This window comes from Streptomyces sp. 5-10, from assembly GCF_014712245.1.
GTDB classification, from domain to species: domain Bacteria; phylum Actinomycetota; class Actinomycetes; order Streptomycetales; family Streptomycetaceae; genus Streptomyces; species Streptomyces violaceusniger.
In genome coordinates this window covers 134,876-154,499 of sequence record NZ_JACVYG010000014.1, presented here as the reverse complement: position 1 = coordinate 154,499, position 19,624 = coordinate 134,876, and the positions used below count along the sequence as shown (strand labels likewise).

Sequence of the window (19,624 nt, the reverse complement as noted above, 5' to 3'; positions counted from 1 at the left end):
CGACCCGGCCACGGCCGCCGGGCCGGGTCAGTAGTCCTTGAGGGTGTAGGAGTTGACCACCTCGTAGAAGCTGTCGTCGATATTGGTCGGGTTGGTGTCGAGCTCCTGCCCGGCTCCTGCCTTTTGGGCGTCCTTCCGGGCCATGTTGTCCAGCGCGAGCTGCTGGTTGGCCGCCACATAGCCCCGCAGCTCGCGCTCGTAGGCGGCGAAGGCCGCGGTGTGGTCGCCGCCGGCGGCCTTCAGCTCGCCCGCCAGGACGTAGGCGCCGACCACGGCCACGCTGGTGCTCTGCCCGGACGCCGGCGAGCCGCAGTAGCCGGCGTCGCCGACCAGGGCCACCCGGCCACGGGACCAGGAGTCCATGTGGATCTGGGCCGTCGCGTCGAAGTGGAAGTCCGGCGCCCCCCACATGTACTCCAGCAGCCGTGGCATCTCCCAGCGCGCGTGCCGGTACCGCTCGGCCACCAGCCGCTTCTGCTCCGAGACCGACCGGGAGCCGAGGAACGTGGCGGGCGGTTCGTCCGAGTCGATGCCGATGTAGACCCGGGCCTCGGTGTTGTCGCGGACACTCATCATCATGCCGCCCCAGACGTCGCCGGTCATCTGGTAGATGACCTCCCAGCGGTCGAGGCCCAGATAGTTCGGCACCGTCCACACGCCCAGATAGCCCCCCAGATGGCGGAGGAAGCTCTCCTCCGGGCCGAAGACCAGCGCCCGGGTGGAGGAGTGCACCCCGTCGGCCGCCACCACGAGGTCGAAGGCGCGCGCACCGCCCCGGTGGAAGGTGACCGCCACCTCGTCGGGCCCCTGGACCAGCGAGGCGATCGAATCGTTGAAGAGGTACTCGATCCCGTCGCCGCCCGCGGCCATCAGCACCGAGGACAGATCGTCCCGCAGGATCTCGATGTCGGAGCCGCTGAGATCCCCGCCACTCGCCGTCCGCTCGGTGGTGCTGAACAGCTCCTTTCCGTCGTCGTCGACCATCGACATGCCGCGCAGCCCGGTGCTGCGCGCCCGGATCTCCTCCAGTACGCCCATCCGCTCGCACACATCGAGCGCCGGGCCCCGTACGTCGATCGCCTGTCCGCCCGGGCGCGGGCGCGCGGCGCGCTCCACGACGGTGACCTGGAAGCCATGGCGATCCAGCCAGTAGGCGAGCGCGGGCCCGGCGATACCGGCCCCGGAAATCAGAACCCGTGCATTCCGCATGGTGTTGTCCCTTCCGAATTCAACCACCGAATGTGGTGCCTCGGAAAAGACTGGCCGGAGCCACCGACACCGCACCGACGCGGCGCCGACGCCGGGTCGATGACGCGCCGACGAGCCGCCGACATCGTACCGACAGGGCTTCGACACCCCGCTGTCACGGGGGAGTTGGGCATGGCCGGGGGTGTTCGGCAGGCGAGCGGAACTCCCTCATCGGTTAATGAGAGTGTTACTTCGATGTGTTGTGTGATTCCGTAGTGATCGATGAGACTGGGGATTCCGACCGGTCAGCCCAAAAGATCGGTCGCCCCGCACTGGTGACGTTCGGTCCGCCCCCCACGATCCGAACAGGATGGGACCTTATGCGCAATTCGCTGGAGCACGTCCGCGTGATCCCCGCCGCCGTCGTGCCCGTCTGTCCGAGACCCCGCCGGAGATCTCACCTCTCCCCGCGCGGATCGGCCACGGTCGCGGCGTAGCCGCCCCTCACCACTCACCGAACGGCGGATCGCCCCGGCCTTCCCGGCGACGCCGTCCTCCGGCCTGCCCGTAGGCGCCTGCCCCTGTGCACATGCCCGCGGGCCACGTGGTCTGCCATGGCCACGCGGTCTGTCATGGGCACGTGGTCTGTCCGGCCACGTGGTCTGCCATGACCCCGGCCGGAACGTCCGCGTGCCCACGGCCCGTTCGGTGACGCACCCCCCACGAAAGGAACCCCTCAGGTGCTTACTTCGCACCACCCACGATCACGCGAATCCCAGCAACACGTGCCCGCCGCCCGCGGCGGCGTGGCGGAACCGAGCGGGCATGTGCTGGCGGTTGGCACACCGGGCCCCAGGCTCGACCGGCTGACACGGACACTCGTCTCCACCGGGCATGAGGTGAGCCATGCGGAGCCCGGCGATGTCAGCCGGCAGATGCGGCACTCCCCGCCGGACGCGATCGTCGCCCTGGACGACGCCGACGCCGACGCCGGACTGGAGGTGATACGCGAGGTCCGCGCCGTCCCCGCCGGACGGGCGCTCCCCCTGCTGATGGTCACCTCCGACCCCGGCCCCACCGGGGTCGCCGACATGCTGCGCGGTGGCGCCGACGACTGCGTGGCGGAGACCTCCGACCCCGTCGAGCTCTCCGCCCGGATCGAGGCCAAGCTGCGCCGGGTCCCGGTCCCCGTCGAGAACCTGCTGCTCGACCCGCGCACCGGCCTGTACTCCCAGCCCCACTTCCTGGGCGAGCTCGACCGGGAGCTCAAGCGGGTCGACGACAGCCGCACCGGTGGCGTCGTCGCCATGGTGGGCGTGGCCGAGATCGCCTCCCTCGAGGCCCGGTTGGGGCCGCGGGTGCGCCGTGAGGTCGCCGAACGTCTCGCGGGAGTGGCCGAGAAGCTGGGCGGCGTCTGCGACCGGCTCGGCTGGGACGACGAGGGCCATCTGCTGATGCTGATGCCCGGTGTGGACGAGGACACCGCGCGCCGCGAACTGCAGAACTTCGCCAACGCCGTGGCCGGTACCCGCTTCGTGGTGGCCGATGAGAACGTGCGGCTGACCCCCGCGATCGGCTGGATCCCGCTGGCCGACTGCGCGGACCGCGCCCAGGCCGTCGCGGGCGCCCGGAACGCGGTCGAGGAGTCGATCCGCCACCGGGACCTGCGGCCGGTCAAGTACGCGGCCTGGATGCGCGGCACCCACCGGCGCAGCCGCCGGACCCTCGCCACCGCCCTCCGCACCCTGCTGTCGGCGCTCTCACCCGTCCTGGTGCTCCTCTTCGGGGTGGGCATCCCGTTCGTCTTCTACCAGCAGATGTACGAGCTGGGCTGGGACGTCGGCTCGGCCGCGTACTGGGTCGTGGTGTCCGGCCTGGTGCTCTCCGCCGCGCTGATCGTGCTGGAGTGCCTCTTCTCGCTCGACGCCAAACCCCGGCCGGAACGGCCCGCGCAGCCGTATCCACCGGCCAGCGCCGTCATCGCCGCGTATCTGCCCAATGAGGCCGCGACCATCGTGGACACCATCGAGTCCTTCCTGCGCCTGGACTACCCCAACGAGCTGGAGATCGTGCTCGCGTACAACACGCCGCACCCCATGCCCGTCGAGGAGACCCTGCGCGAGATGGCCCGCCGCGACCCGCGGCTGGTGCTGATGCCGGTGGCGGGCAGCACCTCCAAGGCACAGAACGTCAACGCCGCGGTCACCCGGGTGCGCGGTGAGTTCGTCGGCATCTTCGACGCGGACCACCACCCGGTGCCCGACGCCTTCCAGCACGCCTGGCACTGGCTGTCAGGCGGGTACGACGTGGTCCAGGGCCACTGTGTGATCCGCAACGGCGAGAGCTCCTGGGTCTCCAAGCTGGTGGGCGTGGAGTTCGAGGCCATCTACGCCGTCAGCCACCCCGGCCGGACCCGGCTCTACACCTTCGGTGTCTTCGGCGGCTCCAACGGCTTCTGGCGCACCGATCTGCTCGCCCGGACCCGGATGCACGGCACGATGCTCACCGAGGACATCGACTCCACGATGCGCGCCCTCCACGAGGGCGCCCGGATCGCCACCGACCGCACCCTCATCTCGCGCGAACTGGCGCCCACCACCCTCAAGGCGCTGTGGAACCAGCGGTCGCGCTGGGCCCAGGGCTGGCTCCAGGTGTCGCTGAAGTACCTGTGGCGGGGCCTGCGCTCGCCGGCCTTCACCGCCCGTCAGAAGGCGGGGCTGCTGGTGCTGCTGGGCTGGCGGGAGATCCAGCCGTGGCTGACCCTGCAGATCCTGCCCGTGCTGCTGTACTCGGCGTGGCGGGCCGGGGGAGTGAACCATCTCGACTGGGCGGTGCCGGTCTGCCTGCTGGCCACCTTGTTCACGCTGTCCGCCGGGCTGGTGCAGGCGCTGTTCGCGTGGCGGCTCGCGGTGCCCGAACTGCGCCGCCGCAGGGCGTGGTTCTGGCGGTATCTGCTGGTGTCCACCGTCTTCTACAGCCACTTCAAGAACATCGTGGCCCGTCAGTCGCTCCTCAAGGAGGTGCTGCGGGACCGCCAGTGGCGGGTCACCCCGCGCCCCGGTGACAAGGCGGTGAAGCGGACATGAGCACGGTGTCCACGGCCATCGCCGCCACCACCGCCCCCCGGGCGGTCAACGGCACGCCCGCCAGGACCGCGCCCTCGCGGAACCGGAGAAACCAGGAGATCCAGGGCTTCCGCGGAATGGCGGCGCTCCTCACGGTCGTCTTCCACGTCTGGCAGCAGTACTTCGTCTACGACCGGGACGGCGCCCACTCACCGGTGCCCAACCGGTACGCGAACGCGCTGGTGTCGCTGGAGGTCATCGACCTCTTCTTCGTCCTCTCCGCGTATCTGCTGACGCTGTCCTACGCACGGGCGGCGATCGACGGGGGCTCGACCCGCCCCGGCCGGGTGTTCCTCTTCCGGCGGGCCATCCGGATCGTCCCGCTGTACTTCCTGGCGGTGACGTTCATCTGGGCCACCCGCAATCCCACCCTGCCCGGCGAGTGGTCCGATCTGCTGCACCATCTCACCTTCACCCAGGTCTTCGACCAGGAGCAGATCTTCTACACCATCGGCCCCACCTGGTCGTTGTCGCTGGAAATCATGTTCTATGTGGCACTGGTGGGACTCGGCCCGCTGGCCGTCCGCGCCTGCCGTCCGCTGCGCCGGCGGGCCTCCCGGGTGGCGGTGTGCGCCGTGGGGTGCGCCCTGCTGTACATCGGGCCGTGTCTGTGGATCGCGGTCGCCCGCTACGGGCTTCGGATCCCGCACACCGAATGGCCGGTGTACTTCGGCCCGCAGGCCCGCTTCGGCGGGTTCGCCGCGGGCATGGGCCTCGCCGTACTGATGGTCGCCCTCGGCGACCGCGGACGGCTGGACGCGAAGGTGGCGGTCCCGCTGCGGGCTGCCGCCCTGCTGGGGCTGTATGTGCTGTCCTTCTCCGGTACGGAGGCGGAGGACTTCCCCACCACCTTCTACCACCCGCTGTCCGCCCTGCTGTGGACGCTGTTGCTGTACAGCACCATCCATGTGCGGCGGCAGGGGCGGTGGCACTCATGGCTCACGGCCCGCTGGCTCACCGGTGTCGGCCTCGCCAGCTACAGCCTCTTCGTCTGGCATGAGCCGATCATGCTGGGCCTGTACAACGCGGGGCTGCTGCCGCCCGACGGCCAGTCGGGCTTCCCGCTGGCCGTGGTCATCGTGCTGGTGGTGGCCGTGGCCGCCGCCACGGTGAGCTACTGGGTCATCGAGTACCCGGCGAGTCTGCTCGGGAAGCTCAAGGACGGCCAGGGGCGTTCGCGCGACTTCTACCCTTAAGGCAGCGCGCTAGCCAGGAACACACGTTCCCCGGTGTACGGGTGGCCGTACACCGGGGGACGGTGGTTATCATCTGGCTCGTTCTTTACTGTGTAACACGTGTGCGTCGGACATCTGTTCCGCTGGGAATCGGGCTTCCGGGGCACCCCACCCAACCCATGCCATAACGGGGAGACCAGCGAAATGGGTCGACACAGCCGACCGACCGCCGCACAGCAGGCGCGTACCACGACGCTCAAGGCGGCCACCGCCCTCGGAGTGGCCGGAACCATAGCCTTCGGCCTCCACTCGACGGTCGGCGGTGACAAGTCCGTCGAGGCCCGCTCCGATGTGAACTCACAGCAGGCGCAGGTGCCGGACGACGTCGAGCCCACCGCCGCTCACTCGCCCTCGCAGAGCCATGTCGCGCCCAGCGAGTCCAAGAAGCCGAAGCTGATCTCCGACCACACCGACGCCGCCACCCCCGGCGGTGGCGGTTCGGACCGGAGCGCCGGCACACCGCGGCACGCCGCCCCGGCCACCCCGGACGCGGCCCCCTCCAAGGCCGCGCCCACCATGGCGCCCATCACCCCCGCACAGCGGAACGACCAGGTGCCCTCGTCGCCCTCCGCGCCGAGCGAGACGACCCCGAGCGCCGACCCGACCACCCCGTCGCAACAGCCCAGCCAGCCGTCGCAGACCCCCGGCCAGGGCGGTCAGCACGGCAAGGGCCTGGTGGGCGGACTGGTGGACGGTGTCGGCGACACCCTGGACGGGGTGCTCGGCGGGGTCGGCGGTGTGCTCGGCGGCTGACCGCCGCCTCACCCCGTGGCCAGCGCCTTGAGGTCCGCCAGGCTTCCGTTGAACCGGTTGTGGTCACCCACCAGCGGCCCGCTGGAGGTGTACTGCCACAGGGTGTGGGTCGTCCAGCCGGCCGGCAGCGGCCCGGGGGTGGCGGCGTACCGCGCCAGCCACAGCGGGTTCCGCTCGGCGAAGGCGGCGCTGTCGCCGGTGCACGTCTGCCACCAGCCGGTGGTCGTGTAGATCACCGGCCGGCGTCCGGTGCGCTCTGCGACGCGCGCGGTGAAGTCGCCGATCCAGTTCACCATCTCGGAGGCGGTCAGGCCGTAGCAGGTTGCTCCGTACGGGTTGTACTCGAGGTCCAGGACGGGCGGCAGCGTCTTGCCGTCGTCCGACCAGTCGCCACCGCCTGCCACGAAGAAGTCCGCCTGACGGGTGCCGCTGGAACGGTCCGGCAGGGCGAAGTGGTAGGCGCCGCGGATCATGCCCTGCTGGAAGGAGCCGTTGTACTGCGAGGCGAACGAGGGGTTCTTGTAGGTCGTGCTCTCGGTGGCCTTCACATAGGCGAATCGGACGTTGTCGTCCCACAGGGCCGCCCAGTCGACCGAACCCTGGTGGTCGCTGACGTCCACGCCCTCCACCGAGGCCGCTCTGGCGGCCCGGGGCGTGGCGCCGGGGTCGGTCTTCTCGTGGCGGGCGATGGTCGAGCCCATCCAGTCCCGCTCGGGGTGCGGGACGGACGCCGCGGGGGCCGGGCCGGCGGCGGCGTGGGTGTCGTGGTCGGCGTCGGGGTCGGTCGTCGAGGCCGTGGCCGGTACGAGGGTGGCGAGGACCGCGGCGGTGATCGCCACTCCCAGTCCGCCGATGGCGTAGGGCGAGCGCAGACGCGAAGGCGCCCGGTGGCTACCGGATTTCAGGGACATCTGTTCCTCCGATCCGTTCCGCATCGACGGTATGCGCGTCGAACGGAGAACGTGAAGCGGAACGGGAAATTCTGTCCCTCCGTCAGCGGTCCCGGCCCTCCTCGCCGACCGGCCCCGACGCCACGCCGTAGCCCGCCACCAGCGCCCTCGCGGCCCGGGTCGCCCGGATGGCGACCTCCTCGACCACGTCATCCGGATCGCCGAACTTCCCTTCCAGCAATTGGGCGACATAGCCGCGGGCGAGCGCGTGCAGGGCGTCGAGCAACGCCACGGCCGTCACCGCGGCGTCGTCCGGGGCGACCACCTCGAAGGCGCTCGGCAGCAGCAGATCCACGAACTCCCTGGTGCTGTCCCGTAGCTCCGGATGGGTGGCCCGCAGCCCCGGCGCGAAGAGGATGTCCAGCCCGCCGCGGTAGCGGGCCGCCGCGCGCACGAAGGTGCCCGCCACCGTGGCCAGCCGCTCCTGGGCGGACCCGACATCGGCCACCGTGTCCAGGTAGATGGCCCGCAGCCGCCGCGAGACCTCCAGGGCGGCGGCCGCGAGCAGCGCGTCACGGTCGGCGAAGTGGCGGTACGGCGCACCGGGGCTCACACAGGTGCGGCGCGCCGCCTCCGCCACGGAGAAGCCGCGCACTCCGACCTCGTCGATGATCTCCAGGGTCGTCTGCACCAGCGCGGCGGCCAGGTCGCCGTGGTGGTAGGTGGCGCGTCCCTTCGGGGTGGGTGCCATTCGGGTGACCCTACCCGACCCGTGATTCCGGCTCACCCGCCCCCTGGCCTGCGCTTTTCGGCGGTCCGTGCGGCCCGCAGCGCGTCCCGCGAGCGCTCGATGCGGATCGGCAGATCCCGCACCCGCTCGCCTGTGGCATGGTGGAAGGCGTTGCCGATGGCCGCCGCCGCGCCCACGATGCCCAGTTCGCCGATGCCCTTGGCGCCCACCGGGTTGGTGGTGTTGTCGTCCTCCTCCAGCAGCACCACCTCCAGTCGCGGAACGTCGGCGTGGGCGGCGATGTGATAGCCCGCGAAGTCATGGTTGGCGAAGTCGCCGAAGACCGGATCGACCTCGCCGACCTCCAGCAGCGCCATCGACAGACCCATCGTCATGGCCCCCAGGAACTGGGAGCGCGCGGTGTGCGGATTGACGATCCGCCCGGCCGCGAACACGCCCAGCATCCGGTCCACCCGGATCTCACCGGTGTCGCCGTCCACCCGCACCTGGGCGAACTGCGCCCCGAAGGTGTGGCGCGACAGATCCGCCCGCCGCTCCAGATCCTCGGCGGTGTCGGCCACCACCTCCAGACCGCCGTCCGGGACCACACCCCCGTAGGCGTCCAGCTCCTTGAGCAGCGCACGGCACGCCTTGTCCACCGCCCAGCCCCATGAGGCGGTGCCGAGCGAACCGCCCGCGAACGGCGCCATGCCCAGCGACGCACGCCCGATCTCCAGCCGCAGCCGCGACAGCGGAACGCCGAGCGCGTCCGCCGCCACCTGGGTGAGGGCGGTACGGGCGCCCGTGCCGAGGTCGGCCGCGCCGATGCGCACCCGGTACGTCCCGTCCTCCTCGGCGCGCGCCACCGCGGAGGAGGGGAAGGTGTAGTCCGGGTGGTGCGAGGCGGCCACACCGGTGCCCAGCAGCCAGCGCCCCTCGCGCCGGATCCCCGGCGCCGGATCGCGGCGCTCCCAGCCGAAGCGCGCCGCGCCCTCGCGCAGACAGGCGACCAGGTTGCGGCTGCTGAACGGCTTGCCGCTCTCCGGGTCGTGCTCCGGCTCGTTGCGGATCCGCAGCTCGACCGGGTCCATGCCCAGCGCCCCGGCCAGCTCGTCGACGGCCGACTCCAGCGCGAACATCCCCGGGGTGTGGCCGGGGGCGCGGAACCAGGCGGGCGTCATCACATCGAGCGGCGCCACCTTCACCGTCGTCCGGGCGTGGGGCGCCGCGTACATCATCCGGGTGGAGGACACCGTCTGGTCGGCGAACGGCACCTGGGTCGAGCGCTGCTGCACCGACTCGTGCTGGATCACCGTCAGCCGGCCGTCGCGCTCGGCGCCCAGCCGCACCCGCTGGATCGTGGGGGAGCGGTAGGGGATCAGCTGGAACATCTGCTGCCGGGTCAGGGCGATCTTCACCGGCCGTTCGACGGTCCGCGCGGCGAGCGCCGCAAGCACCGTCGGCGAGCGCGGAATGCCCTTGGACCCGAACCCCCCGCCGATGTACTCGGCCACGACCTCCACCGCGCCCAGCTCGATCCCGAACAGCGCGGACATCAGCTGCGCGCTCATATAGGGACCCTGGTCGGAGTTGAACAGCGTCAGCCGGTCCTCGTCCCACACCGCGATGGTGGCATGCGGCTCCATCGGGCTCGGATGCTCCACCGGAGTGGTGTACGTGGCGTCCACCCGCACCGGGGCGGTGGCCCAGGCGCCATCGGCGTCGCCGCGCTCCACCAGGCCCGGACTGCCGTCGGTCACCGTCTCGGCGATCTCCAGCCGCTCGTCGTCGGCGCGCAGCACCACATCGTGCGGCTCCCGCTCATAGCCCACCTGGACCGCCGCCGCGCCCTCGCGCGCCGCCTCCAGTGAGGTGGCCACCACGGCGGCCACGATCTGGCCGTGGTACGCCACCTGAGGGGACTGCAGCACGAAGAGGTCCGCGCTCGCCTCCGCCTCCGCGTTCAGCCGCGGGGCGTTCGTGTGGTCGAGCACCGTCAGCACACCGGGCAGGGCCAGCGCCGGGGCGGGGTCCACCTCGGTCACCCGGCCGCGGGCGATGGTGGCCTGCACCGGCCATACGTAACTGACGTCCCGGGTGGGGAACTCATAGGCGTAGCGGGCCGCTCCGGTCACCTTGTCCAGGCCGTCGACCCGGGTCACCGGGGCGCCGACGCTCTGTTGGACGGTGGTCATGCGCGATCCCTCCTCGCGACGAGGTCGCGGACGCCCGCGACGATCAGATCAGTGGCCAGGTCGACCTTGAAGGCGTTGTCGGGCAGCGGCCGCGCCTCGGCCAGTTCGGCCCGCGCCGCCTCCTGCAGCGTCTCCTCGTCCGGCCGTCCGCCGCGCAGCCGCTCCTCGGCGATCCGGGCGCGCCACGGCCGCGGCGCCACCCCGCCGAGCGCGATCCGCACGTCCCGCAGCGAGCCGTCCTCGGCCACGGACACCGTGGTGGCGACGCTCACCAGCGCGAAGGCGTACGACCAGCGGTCGCGCACCTTGCGGTAGCGCATCCGGGCGCCGTCCGGTGGCGGGGGCAGCTCCACGGCCGTGATGAGGTCGCCGTGGTCCAGGACGGTCTCCCGGTGCGGTGTGTCGCCGGGCAGCAGATACAGCTCCGCCACCGGAACGGTGCGCGAGCCGCCGTCCACCGACCGCACGTGTGCCACCGCGTCGAGCGCCACCAGCGCCACCGCCATGTCGGAGGGGTGGGAGGCCACGCAGTGGTCGGAGGTGCCCAGCACGGCCAGATCGCGGTGCGCGCCCTGAATCGCCGGACACCCGGTGCCCGGCTCGCGCTTGTTGCACGGCTTGGTCACGTCCTGGAAGTAGCCGCAGCGGGTGCGCTGCAGCAGATTGCCGCCCACCGTGGCGACCGTGCGCAGCTGCCCGGAGGCCCCCGCCAGCAGCGCCTGGGACAGCAGTGGGAAGCGCTCGCGGATGCCCGGATCGCCCGCCAGCGCGCCGTTGCGCACGGTGGCGCCGATGAGCACGGAGCCGTCCTCGCGGTGCTCGATCCGGTCGTACGGCAGCCGGGAGACGTCGATGAGCAGCCCGGGGCCGGTGACGCCCAGCTTCATCAGGTCCACCAGATTGGTGCCCCCGCCGAGATAGGTCGCATCGGGGCGCTGGGCGATCAGCGCGGCCGCCTCGGCGGCGTCGCCCGCGCGGGCGTAGCCGAACTCCTTCATCGGGCGCCCCCGACGGTGGCCGTGTCCTGGGCACCTTGGGCGCCCGCGGCCTCCAGCACGGCCTCGACGATCCCGTTGTACGCGCCGCAGCGGCACAGGTTGCCGCTCATGCGCTCGCGCACCTCGCGCGCGTCCAGCGCCGACGCATCGGCCACCCCGGTGGCGGTGTCCTCGGTGACATGGCTGGGCCAGCCGCGCCCGGCCTCGCCCAGCGCCCCGATGGCGGAGCAGATCTGACCCGGGGTGCAATAGCCGCACTGGAGCCCGTCGTGGTCGAGGAAGGCGCGCTGCACCGGGTGCAGCTCCCCGCCGTCCGCCAGCGCCGCCACGCCCTCGATGGAGACGATCTCGCGCCCCTCGGCGGTCACCGCGAACATCAGGCAGCTGTTCACCCGCTCACCGTCCACCAGCACCGTGCAGGCCCCGCACTGACCGTGGTCACAGCCCTTCTTGGTGCCCGTGAGCCCCAGTCGCTCGCGCAGCACATCGAGCAGGGTGGTCCGGTTGTCGATGGTCAGGGCGTGGGACGTGCCGTTGATCCGCACGATGATGTCGCTGCTCGGTGAGTGATGTGAGAGGGTCATACATTGAATGTATCAACCTCTTACATCCGTGGCGAGGAGATATGGATTCCATGCGGGACGTCGTAGCGCAGATGCACCGATGGTGGGGCGAGGGCGAGCCGTTCGCCCGTGCCACGGTGGTGGCGACCTGGCATTCCTCGCCGCTGCCGCCCGGGACGTCCATGCTGGTCGGGCCCGATGGCGCCGCGATCGGCAGCGTCTCCGGCGGCTGCGTCGAGGGTGCCGTCTACGAACTTGCCCAGGAGGTGACCGACAGCGGCAGGCCCGCGCTGGAGCGCTACGGCGTCAGCGACGACGACGCCTTCGCGGTCGGGCTGACCTGCGGCGGAATCATCGATGTCTATGTGGAGCGGATCGACCCCGCGGGCTTCCCCGAACTGGGGGAGGTGGCCGAGGCGGTGGCCGCCGGAGAGCCGGTGGCCGAGGTGATCTGCGTGGCCGTCGACGGGCCCGACCCGGAGGGGCGGCTGGGCCGCCGGCTGGTCGTACGGCCCGAGGGCACCTCCGGATCCCTCGGCTCCGGGCGGCTGGACGCGGCCGTCGCCGAGGACGCGCGCGCACTGCTGGCCGGCGGGCGCACCGAGACCCTGGCCTACGGCTACGACGGCGTCCGCATGGACGAGGAACTCACCCTGTTCGTCTCGGTCCACGCCACCCCGCCGCGGATGCTGGTCTTCGGCGCCGTGGACTTCGCGGCGGCCATGGCCCGGATCGGCGCCTACCTCGGCTACCACGTCACCGTGTGCGACGCCCGGCCGGTCTTCGCCACCCCGCGCCGCTTCCCCGAGGCACACGAGGTGGTGACCGACTGGCCGCACCGCTATCTGCGCACCGAGGCGGAGGCGGGCCGGATCGACGAACGCACGGTGGTCTGTGTACTCACCCACGACCCCAAGTTCGATGTGCCGCTGCTGGACGTCGCCCTGCGCCTGCCGCTGGCCTACGTGGGCGCCATGGGCTCCCGCCGCACCCACGACGACCGGATCCGCCGGCTGCGCGCCACCGGCCTCGGCGAGGAGGAGCTGGCCCGGCTCGCGTCGCCGATCGGCCTGGACCTCGGGGCCCGTACGCCCGAGGAGACCGCCGTCAGCATCGCGGCCGAGATCATCGCCGACCGCTGGGGCGGCAGCGGCACCCGGCTGACCTCCCTCAGCGGCAGCATCCACCGTCAGGAGCCGATGCGGCCCGCGGCCGGAGGCTGAGACGGGGCCACGGCCCGGGCCGGGGATCGTCACAATGGTTCCCGGCCCGAATGGATGGAGGAGGAATCGAACCAGCCGTGGAGACCGCTCGAAGCAGCGACGACGACATAGAACCCACCGCGGCCGACGATGACGCCGGGGACGGCGCCCCGGCCCCGCCGCCGAGACCCGGCTGGCGCCGCTGGGTGATGGACACCCGGCCGCTGCGCCACCGCCCCTTCCGCCGGCTGTGGAGCTCCACCACCATCACCGCCATCGGCAGCCAGCTGACGGCCGTCGCCGTGCCCAAGCAGATCTACGACATCACCGGCTCGTCGGCGTGGGTCGGCTACGCCAGCTTCGCCGGACTCCTCCCGCTGGTGGTCTTCGCGTTGTGGGGCGGGGTGGTCGCCGACCGGATGGACCGGCGCACCCTGATGCTCATCACCAACGTCGGCATCGCCGTCACCTCGCTGCTGTTCTGGGCCCAGTCCTTCGCCGGGCTGGACTCGGTGGCGGTGCTCATGGTGCTGCTCGCCGCCCAGCAGGGCTTCTTCGGCATGAACTCCCCGGCCCGCAACGCCTCCGTCGCCCGCCTCGTCCCCGCCGACGAACTGCCCGCCGCGGGCGCCCTGCAGTCCACCGTCGCCCAGACGGGCATGATCCTGGGCCCGCTGCTCGCGGGCGCCCTGATCCCCGTACTCGGCCTGCCCACGCTCTACCTCATCGACGCCGTGGCGCTGTGCGTCACCCTGTGGGCCGTCTGGCGGCTGCCCGCCATGCCACCCCTCACCGAGGGCGCCACGGGCGGCGCGCGGCGGGGCGGATGGCGCGATGTGGCCGACGGCTTCCGGTACATCGCCACCCACCGCATCCTGCTGATGTCCTTCCTCGCGGACATCATCGCCATGGTCTTCGGCATGCCCCGCGCGCTCTTCCCCCAACTCGCCTCGCACACCTACGCACCCTGGGGCGAGGGCTTCGCGCTCGGCCTGCTCTTCGCGGCGATCCCGCTCGGCGCGGTGGCCGGCGGTCTGCTGTCCGGCACCTTCTCCCGCGCCCGCCGCCACGGCCTGATGGTCATCGCCGCCGTGGTGGCCTGGGGCGTGGCCATCACCGGATTCGGGCTCAGCCTCAACCTGTGGTGGGCGGTGGCCTTCCTCGCCCTCGCGGGCGTGGCCGACATGGTCTCGATGGTCTTCCGCGGGACGATCCTCCAGGCGGCCGCCACCGACGACATGCGCGGCCGGATGCAGGGCGTGTTCACCGTGGTGGTGGCGGGCGGACCGCGCATCGCCGATCTGCTGCACGGCACCGCGGGCTCGCTCCTCGGGGCCCGCGCGGCGGTCGCCGCGGGCGGGCTGCTGGTGGCCGTCAGCACGCTCGGGCTCGCCGTCGCGGTGCCCGCCTTCCGCCGCTACACGCCCTGACGACGCGGCCGCGCGCGGCCAAGCGAACGCACGACGGCCGTGCCCCCGCGCCGGAACCCGGGGCGGGGGCACGGCCGTCGCGGCCCTCAGGCCGTACGCTCGTCGCGGTCGCCGCCCCACAGCGTGTGGAACGAACCCTCGCGGTCCACCCGCCGGTAGGTGTGCGCGCCGAAGAAGTCCCGCTGCCCCTGGACCAGCGCCGCGGGCAGCCGCTGCGAGCGCAGCGCGTCGTAGTACGCCAGCGCGGCCGAGAAGCCCGGCGCCGGCACGCCCAGCTCGACCGAGGTGGTCACCACCCGCCGCCAGGCGTCCTGCGCCGCGCCCAGCGCCTCGGCGAAGTGGTCGTCCGTCAGCAGTGTGACGGGCTTGCGCTCCTTGGCGTACGCCTCGGTGATCCGGTTCAGGAACCGCGCCCGGATGATGCAGCCGCCCCGCCAGATCCGCGCGACCGCCCCGGGGTCGATGTCCCAGCCGTACTCCTGGCTGCCCGCCTCGATCTGGTGGATGCCCTGCGCGTACGCCACGATCTTCGAGGCGTACAGCGCCTGCTCGACATCGTCGGCGAACCGCTCCGCGACGGCCCCCGTGAGCCCCTTGCCGGACGGCCCCGGCAGCCCCTGCGAGGCGTCCCGCAGCTCCGCGTGGCCGGACAGCGAGCGGGCGAACACCGCCTCGGCGATCCCGCTCACCGGCACGCCCAGGTCCAGCGCGGTCTGCACGGTCCAGCGGCCGGTGCCCTTCTGCTCGGCCTGGTCCTGCACCACGTCCACGAACGGCTTGCCGGTGGCGGCGTCGGTGTGCCCGAGCACCTCGGCGGTGATCTCGATCAGATACGACTCCAGCCGGCCGCCGTTCCAGGTGCGGAACACCTCCGCGATCTCGCCCGGCGACATGCCGAGCGCCCGCCGCAGCAGGTCGTACGACTCGGCGATGAGCTGCATGTCCGCGTACTCGATGCCGTTGTGCACCATCTTCACGAAGTGGCCGGCGCCGTCCGGGCCGATGTGGGTGCAGCACGGGGTGCCGTCCACCTTGGCGGAGATGGACTCCAGCAGCGGGCCGAGCGACTTGTAGGATTCCACCGATCCGCCGGGCATGATGCTGGGCCCGTTGAGCGCGCCCTCCTCGCCGCCGGAGATGCCGGTGCCCACGAAGTGCAGCCCGCGCTCGCGCAGCGACTTCTCCCGGCGCCGGGTGTCCTCGAAGTGGGCGTTGCCCCCGTCGATGATCACGTCGCCCTCTTCGAGGAGGGGTGCGAACTCCTCGATGACGGCGTCGGTGGGCGCACCCGCCTTGACCATGATGATCAGCCGCCGGGGCCGCTGCAACGAGGCGACGAACTCCTCGGCGCTCTCGGCCGGCACGAAGTTCCCCTCGTGGCCGTGCTCCTCCATCAGCGCCTTGGTCTTGGCGAACGTGCGGTTGTGGAGAGCGACGGTGTGCCCGTGCCGGGCGAAGTTGCGGGCGAGGTTGCTCCCCATGACGGCGAGCCCGGTGACGCCGATCTGGGCGGTCGGCTGGGCGCTGGAAGGGCTGGGCATACGGTGTTCCACTCCTGTCACGCGCATCGAATCCTTATGCGAGGCAGCAACGCCGAGGGGAGTGGGGATCTTCCCTCTCGATCAGCCGGGTTTCGCCCGGCCATAGTTGCACGATGTGCGCGACGGCGGATGGGTGTCCGGGGAAAGCCGCGGAGGTGTGTCATTTTTCGCACGCCCGGGCGGTGCGCCGGATTGTGGGGTGTCCACAAGATGGACGATGGATGCGCGATGGATTCCGGCGGTGGGTTCGATGCCGACCCGGCGAGGGCGGACACCGGACCGCGGTGTCCGCTCGCCACTGCCCCGCGACGGGACTGACGGTTGCCGCGTTCGGCCTGCCGCGCATCCGGGGGTGCCGCATACACGAGGGTGCCGTCCGGATGGGGACGGCACCCTCGTATCCGCGGCCTTTCCGGCCGCTTCCCCATACCGGGGGCCGGCGTTATCTCGGCATCTCCGTCGCCGTGCCGTTCACCGTTCCGGTGGCACGCGTCGGGCGCTCCAGGATGCCCCGGGCGTCGGGCGGGGCCGGGTCCGGTGCGCCCGTGGTCTGCTGGGGGCCGGTGGACTCGGCGGAGCCGTTCGCGGTGCCGTTGTGCGGATGCGCCGAGCCGTTGATCTTCTCGATCGCCTGCCGGGCCTGCTCGCCGGGGGAGCGGGCGGCCAGCGGGGGCGAGGTGTGGGGTGCGGTGGGCGCGGGCTGGTTGCGGTCCCGCTCGGGTTTGGCGTGGACGCCGATGGTCTGGGCCGTCCCATGGCGCAGCCGGTGGCTGACCGCCTCGTCGAGGCTCACCGGCCGCTGTGTCTGGGCCGCCAGCCGGCCGGCCTCCTGGCCCAGGGCGGCGACCACGTCCCAGGGCAGGTGGAGCACCAGGCGGACTTCGGCGTCGCCATCCGGCAGCGCCTGGATGGGAGGGATGAACCGGTCATTCATGGAACGGGGCCTCCGGTCTCGGTATCGGCCTGTGCGGGCGGCGCGCGTCCCGAAGGGCAGGACGCACACAGAGCCATACGGAGGACCGGCCCCGCGCGTTCACCCGACCGCGGAGGGTTCTCAGGTCTTGCTGAGCACGATCGTCACCGTCGCCAGGATCGCCGCCAGCACCAGCAGGGCGATGCCGTAGATCAGCCGCTGCGAGCGCAGGACCGGGAGGAACGCGTCGAGGGAGATCCGGCCGGCGCCGGACAGCGCGAGCCCGGCGGCGCCGACGCCGATGAGCACCGGGAATTCCATGCCACCGAAATAGCCGAGCGGCGTGGAGGCGGCCACCGCGTTGGCCATCGTGCCCGCGACGGCCGCACCGGCGAGCGGGGTGAGCAGCCCCACGGCGAGGCCGAGGCCGCCGAAGGTCTCGGCGATCCCGGCGATCACGGCCATGGCCTTGGGCGCCGGATAGCCGAACTGCGCGAACGCCACCGCCGTCTTGCCGATGCCCAGGCCACCCCACCAGCCGAAGAGGTGCTGCGCGCCGCGCCCGGCGACGACCAGCCCGACACCGAGCCGGATGACCAGCAGACCGACGTCATGGGCGAGGAGTACGTGCGCCGCGGACCTGGGCGGGTGCGGGGCGGGTGCGGAGGCGTTCTCCGGGGCGTTCTCGTAGGGGGGATAAGACATGGCGCCCTCGTCTGGTCGGGCTCGGCGCGGATCGCCGAGCCGATATCCGATATGCACCTTGAGTACTTTTTATTCCACCGAGGTGCCGGGTTCAATCCGGACGCCCGTCGGCGGCGGAGCGGCCTCCGTGGGAGCCACCGGGCCGTATCCGTGTCAGCAGCGTGATGAGCAGGAGCGCGGCCCCGGCCAGACAGCATCCCCCGGCGGCCATCAGCGCCGCGTCGACGGCGGCGCCGCTCTCTGCCTCGGCGGCATCCCCGGACAGGGTCACCCCCAGCCCCGCCGCGGTGGTGATGACCGTCTTGGTCACCCCCGACGCCTCCCCGGCGCGCTCGGGCCGCACCGCCGCCTGAGTGGCGATGAGCGTCAGGGCGCCCGCGACCCCGAGCGCGGCCCCGCACCCGGTGATCGCCAGGAGGAAGACCGGCAGGGTCGTCGCCCTGGCGGCGGCGCCGAGCGACGCCGCCGCCAGCCCCAGGGCCCCGGCCATCACCCGCACCGCGTCCGCCGTGCGGATCCGCCCCGCCACCGGCCCGGCCAGCGCCATCGCCGCCGCCGGGGCCAGGAAGGCCGCCCCCGCGCCCGTGGCCGACAGCCCCCACGGCCCCTGGAGCGCCAGGGGCGCCGCGAACAGGACGACCACGGTCGCCGCGTTGGCCGCCGCCCCGGCCGCCGTGAGAGCCACAAACGGCCGGTTGCCGAACAGGACCAGGTCCACCAGCGGATGCGCCACCGCACGCTCATGCCGGACGAAGGCGAACCCGAGCGCGATGGCCAGGGCCAGGGCCGCCGCCGAGCGGCCCGAGGACCAGCCCCACAGCGGCCCCCGGTCGACCAGGAACGCCAGCGCCGCGAGCGCGCCGGTGGCCGTGACCAGCCCCGCCACGTCCACGGACGGCGGCGCGGTGGTGTCCCGCGACTCCCCGGCCCGTGCCGCGCACACCCCGGCGACCAGCGCCACCGGTACGTTCAGCCAGAACACCGCCCGCCAGGACACCGCCTCGGTGAGCACCCCGCCCACGTACGGCCCGCATACGGTGGCCACGCCTCCGATGCCCAGCGCCCGCCCCATGACCCGCGCCCGCGCACCGGGCGGGCAGGCGTTGGTCAGCAGGGCGAGCCCGGCCGGCATGGCCACCGCCCCGCCCGCGCCCTGCACCACCCGCGCGGCCACCAGCACCGGAAGCGACGGGGACAGCGCACACACCAGCGACGCGCCGCCGAACACCGCCAGGCCCGCCGTCAGCGACTGGCGGCGGCCGTACAGATCGCCCAGCCGTCCCGCACCCGCCATCAGCGAGCCGGCCGCGAGCAGATACCCGCTCACCACCCACCGGAGGCCGCCTCCCGCCGCCCCCAGATCCCGCCCGATCCCGGGCAGGGCCAGGTTCAGCGCGAAGGCGTCCAGCTGCACGCAGAACACGGTCGCGGCCACCGCCGCCAGCGCCCAGCGCCGGCCGGACCCGCCACTCGCCGTCGTCATCACTCACTCCTCGGCACCCCGAAACGACAGGTCGGATACCGGGGCTGAAGAGTGAGACGAGCGAGTGCGGAAGGAAACGGGCGCGGCCACCACGCCCGGGGAACGGCGATACGCCAGGGGAACGGCGATCGGTCAGTGGCGGGGCGGCAGCCGGTGCAACTCCACGGCGGTCAGCCGCCCGGCCTCGATCGCGGCCGTCATAAACGTACAGTACGGCTGTCGGCGCCGGTCGGTGGGGGAGCCGGGGTTGAGCAGCCGCAGCCGCCCCTCGGCCGTGGTGTCCCACGGGATGTGGCTGTGGCCGAACACCAGCACATCGAGGTCGGGGAACCGCTCGGCGCAGCGCCGCTCCCGCCCCTTCGCCTGCCCGGTCTCGTGCACCACGCCCAGCCGCACTCCGGCCAGCTCGGCCCGGGCCACCTCGGGCAGCCGCGCCCGCAGCTCGGGGCCGTCGTTGTTGCCGTACACCCCGATCAGCCGCCGCGAGCGCTCCTCGAGCAGATCGAGGGTGGCGAGGTCGACCCAGTCGCCCGCGTGGATCACCACATCGGCGTCCTGCAGCCGCTCCAGCAACTCCCCGGGGAGCGCCTTGGTGCGGCGGGGGAGATGAGTGTCGGACATCAGCAGAAGGCGCACACGGACGACCGTACCGCCGCACATCCCTTGACGAGGA

The 19,624-nt window shown here is 72.4% G+C and carries 16 protein-coding genes; 5 read left to right on the top strand and 11 right to left on the bottom strand.

The window, feature by feature from the left end:
• Positions 1 to 27 precede the first annotated feature (27 nt).
• The gene (locus IEJ02_RS18635; protein ID WP_191065909.1) at positions 28 to 1,209 is read right to left on the bottom strand and encodes an FAD-dependent monooxygenase; all 1,182 of its coding nucleotides are present in this window, start codon (positions 1,207 to 1,209) and stop codon (positions 28 to 30) included.
• Between the two features lie 719 nt (positions 1,210 to 1,928).
• On the opposite strand from IEJ02_RS18635, the gene IEJ02_RS18630 reads away from it, so the two are divergent.
• The 3 genes from IEJ02_RS18630 (at position 1,929) to IEJ02_RS18620 (ending at position 6,301) form a co-directional block, all read left to right on the top strand.
• Positions 1,929 to 4,274, top strand: coding sequence for a glycosyltransferase (locus IEJ02_RS18630; RefSeq protein ID WP_191065908.1), 2,346 nt, complete (start codon positions 1,929 to 1,931; stop codon positions 4,272 to 4,274).
• Positions 4,271 to 5,509, top strand: a complete 1,239-nt coding sequence (locus IEJ02_RS18625) for an acyltransferase family protein (protein WP_191065907.1) — start codon at positions 4,271 to 4,273, stop codon at positions 5,507 to 5,509. Before IEJ02_RS18630 ends, IEJ02_RS18625 begins: the two co-directional genes overlap by 4 nt.
• A 183-nt stretch (positions 5,510 to 5,692) precedes the next feature.
• Positions 5,693 to 6,301 carry an extensin gene (locus tag IEJ02_RS18620; protein WP_191065906.1) on the top strand — a complete coding sequence of 203 codons (609 nt, stop codon included), beginning with the start codon at positions 5,693 to 5,695 and terminating at the stop codon, positions 6,299 to 6,301.
• 8 nt (positions 6,302 to 6,309) lie between these two features.
• Here IEJ02_RS18620 and IEJ02_RS18615 read toward each other — a convergent pair whose 3' ends face one another.
• From IEJ02_RS18615 to IEJ02_RS18595, 5 genes are all read right to left on the bottom strand, one after another.
• On the bottom strand, positions 6,310 to 7,212 hold the full coding sequence (locus tag IEJ02_RS18615) for a lysozyme (RefSeq protein ID WP_191065905.1): 903 nt from the start codon (positions 7,210 to 7,212) through the stop codon (positions 6,310 to 6,312).
• A gap of 82 nt (positions 7,213 to 7,294) precedes the next feature.
• Positions 7,295 to 7,942, bottom strand: coding sequence for a TetR/AcrR family transcriptional regulator (locus IEJ02_RS18610; RefSeq protein WP_191065904.1), 648 nt, complete (start codon positions 7,940 to 7,942; stop codon positions 7,295 to 7,297).
• 32 nt (positions 7,943 to 7,974) lie between these two features.
• Positions 7,975 to 10,116: a xanthine dehydrogenase family protein molybdopterin-binding subunit gene (locus tag IEJ02_RS18605; protein WP_191065903.1), complete on the bottom strand. Its 2,142-nt coding sequence runs from the start codon at positions 10,114 to 10,116 to the stop codon at positions 7,975 to 7,977.
• The gene (locus tag IEJ02_RS18600; protein ID WP_191065902.1) at positions 10,113 to 11,114 is read right to left on the bottom strand and encodes an FAD binding domain-containing protein; all 1,002 of its coding nucleotides are present in this window, start codon (positions 11,112 to 11,114) and stop codon (positions 10,113 to 10,115) included. Before IEJ02_RS18600 ends, IEJ02_RS18605 begins: the two co-directional genes overlap by 4 nt.
• Positions 11,111 to 11,698 carry a (2Fe-2S)-binding protein gene (locus IEJ02_RS18595; RefSeq protein WP_191065901.1) on the bottom strand — a complete coding sequence of 196 codons (588 nt, stop codon included), beginning with the start codon at positions 11,696 to 11,698 and terminating at the stop codon, positions 11,111 to 11,113. The genes IEJ02_RS18600 and IEJ02_RS18595 overlap by 4 nt, the downstream gene beginning before the upstream one ends.
• A 50-nt stretch (positions 11,699 to 11,748) precedes the next feature.
• Between IEJ02_RS18595 and IEJ02_RS18590 the strand changes: the two genes are divergently transcribed.
• Both IEJ02_RS18590 and IEJ02_RS18585 read left to right on the top strand, forming a co-directional pair.
• Positions 11,749 to 12,900, top strand: a complete 1,152-nt coding sequence (locus IEJ02_RS18590; protein ID WP_191065900.1) for an XdhC family protein — start codon at positions 11,749 to 11,751, stop codon at positions 12,898 to 12,900.
• Between the two features lie 77 nt (positions 12,901 to 12,977).
• Complete coding sequence (locus IEJ02_RS18585; RefSeq protein ID WP_191065899.1) at positions 12,978 to 14,309, top strand: MFS transporter; 1,332 nt, start codon at positions 12,978 to 12,980, stop codon at positions 14,307 to 14,309.
• Between the two features lie 86 nt (positions 14,310 to 14,395).
• Here the strand turns inward: IEJ02_RS18585 and gnd are convergent, their stop codons facing one another.
• The 5 genes from gnd to IEJ02_RS18560 form a co-directional block, all read right to left on the bottom strand.
• Positions 14,396 to 15,850, bottom strand: coding sequence for an NADP-dependent phosphogluconate dehydrogenase (gnd, locus tag IEJ02_RS18580; RefSeq protein WP_191065898.1), 1,455 nt, complete (start codon positions 15,848 to 15,850; stop codon positions 14,396 to 14,398).
• Between the two features lie 442 nt (positions 15,851 to 16,292).
• On the bottom strand, positions 16,293 to 16,784 hold the full coding sequence (locus IEJ02_RS18575; protein WP_191065897.1) for a hypothetical protein: 492 nt from the start codon (positions 16,782 to 16,784) through the stop codon (positions 16,293 to 16,295).
• Between the two features lie 120 nt (positions 16,785 to 16,904).
• The gene (locus IEJ02_RS18570; protein ID WP_191065896.1) at positions 16,905 to 17,468 is read right to left on the bottom strand and encodes a DoxX family protein; all 564 of its coding nucleotides are present in this window, start codon (positions 17,466 to 17,468) and stop codon (positions 16,905 to 16,907) included.
• 91 nt (positions 17,469 to 17,559) lie between these two features.
• Positions 17,560 to 18,951: an MFS transporter gene (locus IEJ02_RS18565; RefSeq protein WP_191065895.1), complete on the bottom strand. Its 1,392-nt coding sequence runs from the start codon at positions 18,949 to 18,951 to the stop codon at positions 17,560 to 17,562.
• A 132-nt stretch (positions 18,952 to 19,083) separates the two neighbouring features.
• On the bottom strand, positions 19,084 to 19,587 hold the full coding sequence (locus tag IEJ02_RS18560; protein ID WP_191065894.1) for a metallophosphoesterase family protein: 504 nt from the start codon (positions 19,585 to 19,587) through the stop codon (positions 19,084 to 19,086).
• Between the last annotated feature and the right edge of the window lie 37 nt (positions 19,588 to 19,624).

Coding starts and splice junctions, on each gene's coding strand:
- IEJ02_RS18595 (WP_191065901.1), bottom strand. CDS start 11,698: ATGACCCTCTCACATCACTCACCGAGCAGCGACATCATCGTGCGGATC.
- IEJ02_RS18625 (WP_191065907.1), top strand. CDS start 4,271: ATGAGCACGGTGTCCACGGCCATCGCCGCCACCACCGCCCCCCGGGCG.
- IEJ02_RS18605 (WP_191065903.1), bottom strand. CDS start 10,116: ATGACCACCGTCCAACAGAGCGTCGGCGCCCCGGTGACCCGGGTCGAC.
- IEJ02_RS18635 (WP_191065909.1), bottom strand. CDS start 1,209: ATGCGGAATGCACGGGTTCTGATTTCCGGGGCCGGTATCGCCGGGCCC.
- IEJ02_RS18615 (WP_191065905.1), bottom strand. CDS start 7,212: ATGTCCCTGAAATCCGGTAGCCACCGGGCGCCTTCGCGTCTGCGCTCG.
- IEJ02_RS18575 (WP_191065897.1), bottom strand. CDS start 16,784: ATGAATGACCGGTTCATCCCTCCCATCCAGGCGCTGCCGGATGGCGAC.
- IEJ02_RS18570 (WP_191065896.1), bottom strand. CDS start 17,468: ATGTCTTATCCCCCCTACGAGAACGCCCCGGAGAACGCCTCCGCACCC.
- gnd (WP_191065898.1), bottom strand. CDS start 15,850: ATGCCCAGCCCTTCCAGCGCCCAGCCGACCGCCCAGATCGGCGTCACC.
- IEJ02_RS18620 (WP_191065906.1), top strand. CDS start 5,693: ATGGGTCGACACAGCCGACCGACCGCCGCACAGCAGGCGCGTACCACG.
- IEJ02_RS18565 (WP_191065895.1), bottom strand. CDS start 18,951: ATGACGACGGCGAGTGGCGGGTCCGGCCGGCGCTGGGCGCTGGCGGCG.
- IEJ02_RS18590 (WP_191065900.1), top strand. CDS start 11,749: ATGCGGGACGTCGTAGCGCAGATGCACCGATGGTGGGGCGAGGGCGAG.
- IEJ02_RS18610 (WP_191065904.1), bottom strand. CDS start 7,942: ATGGCACCCACCCCGAAGGGACGCGCCACCTACCACCACGGCGACCTG.
- IEJ02_RS18600 (WP_191065902.1), bottom strand. CDS start 11,114: ATGAAGGAGTTCGGCTACGCCCGCGCGGGCGACGCCGCCGAGGCGGCC.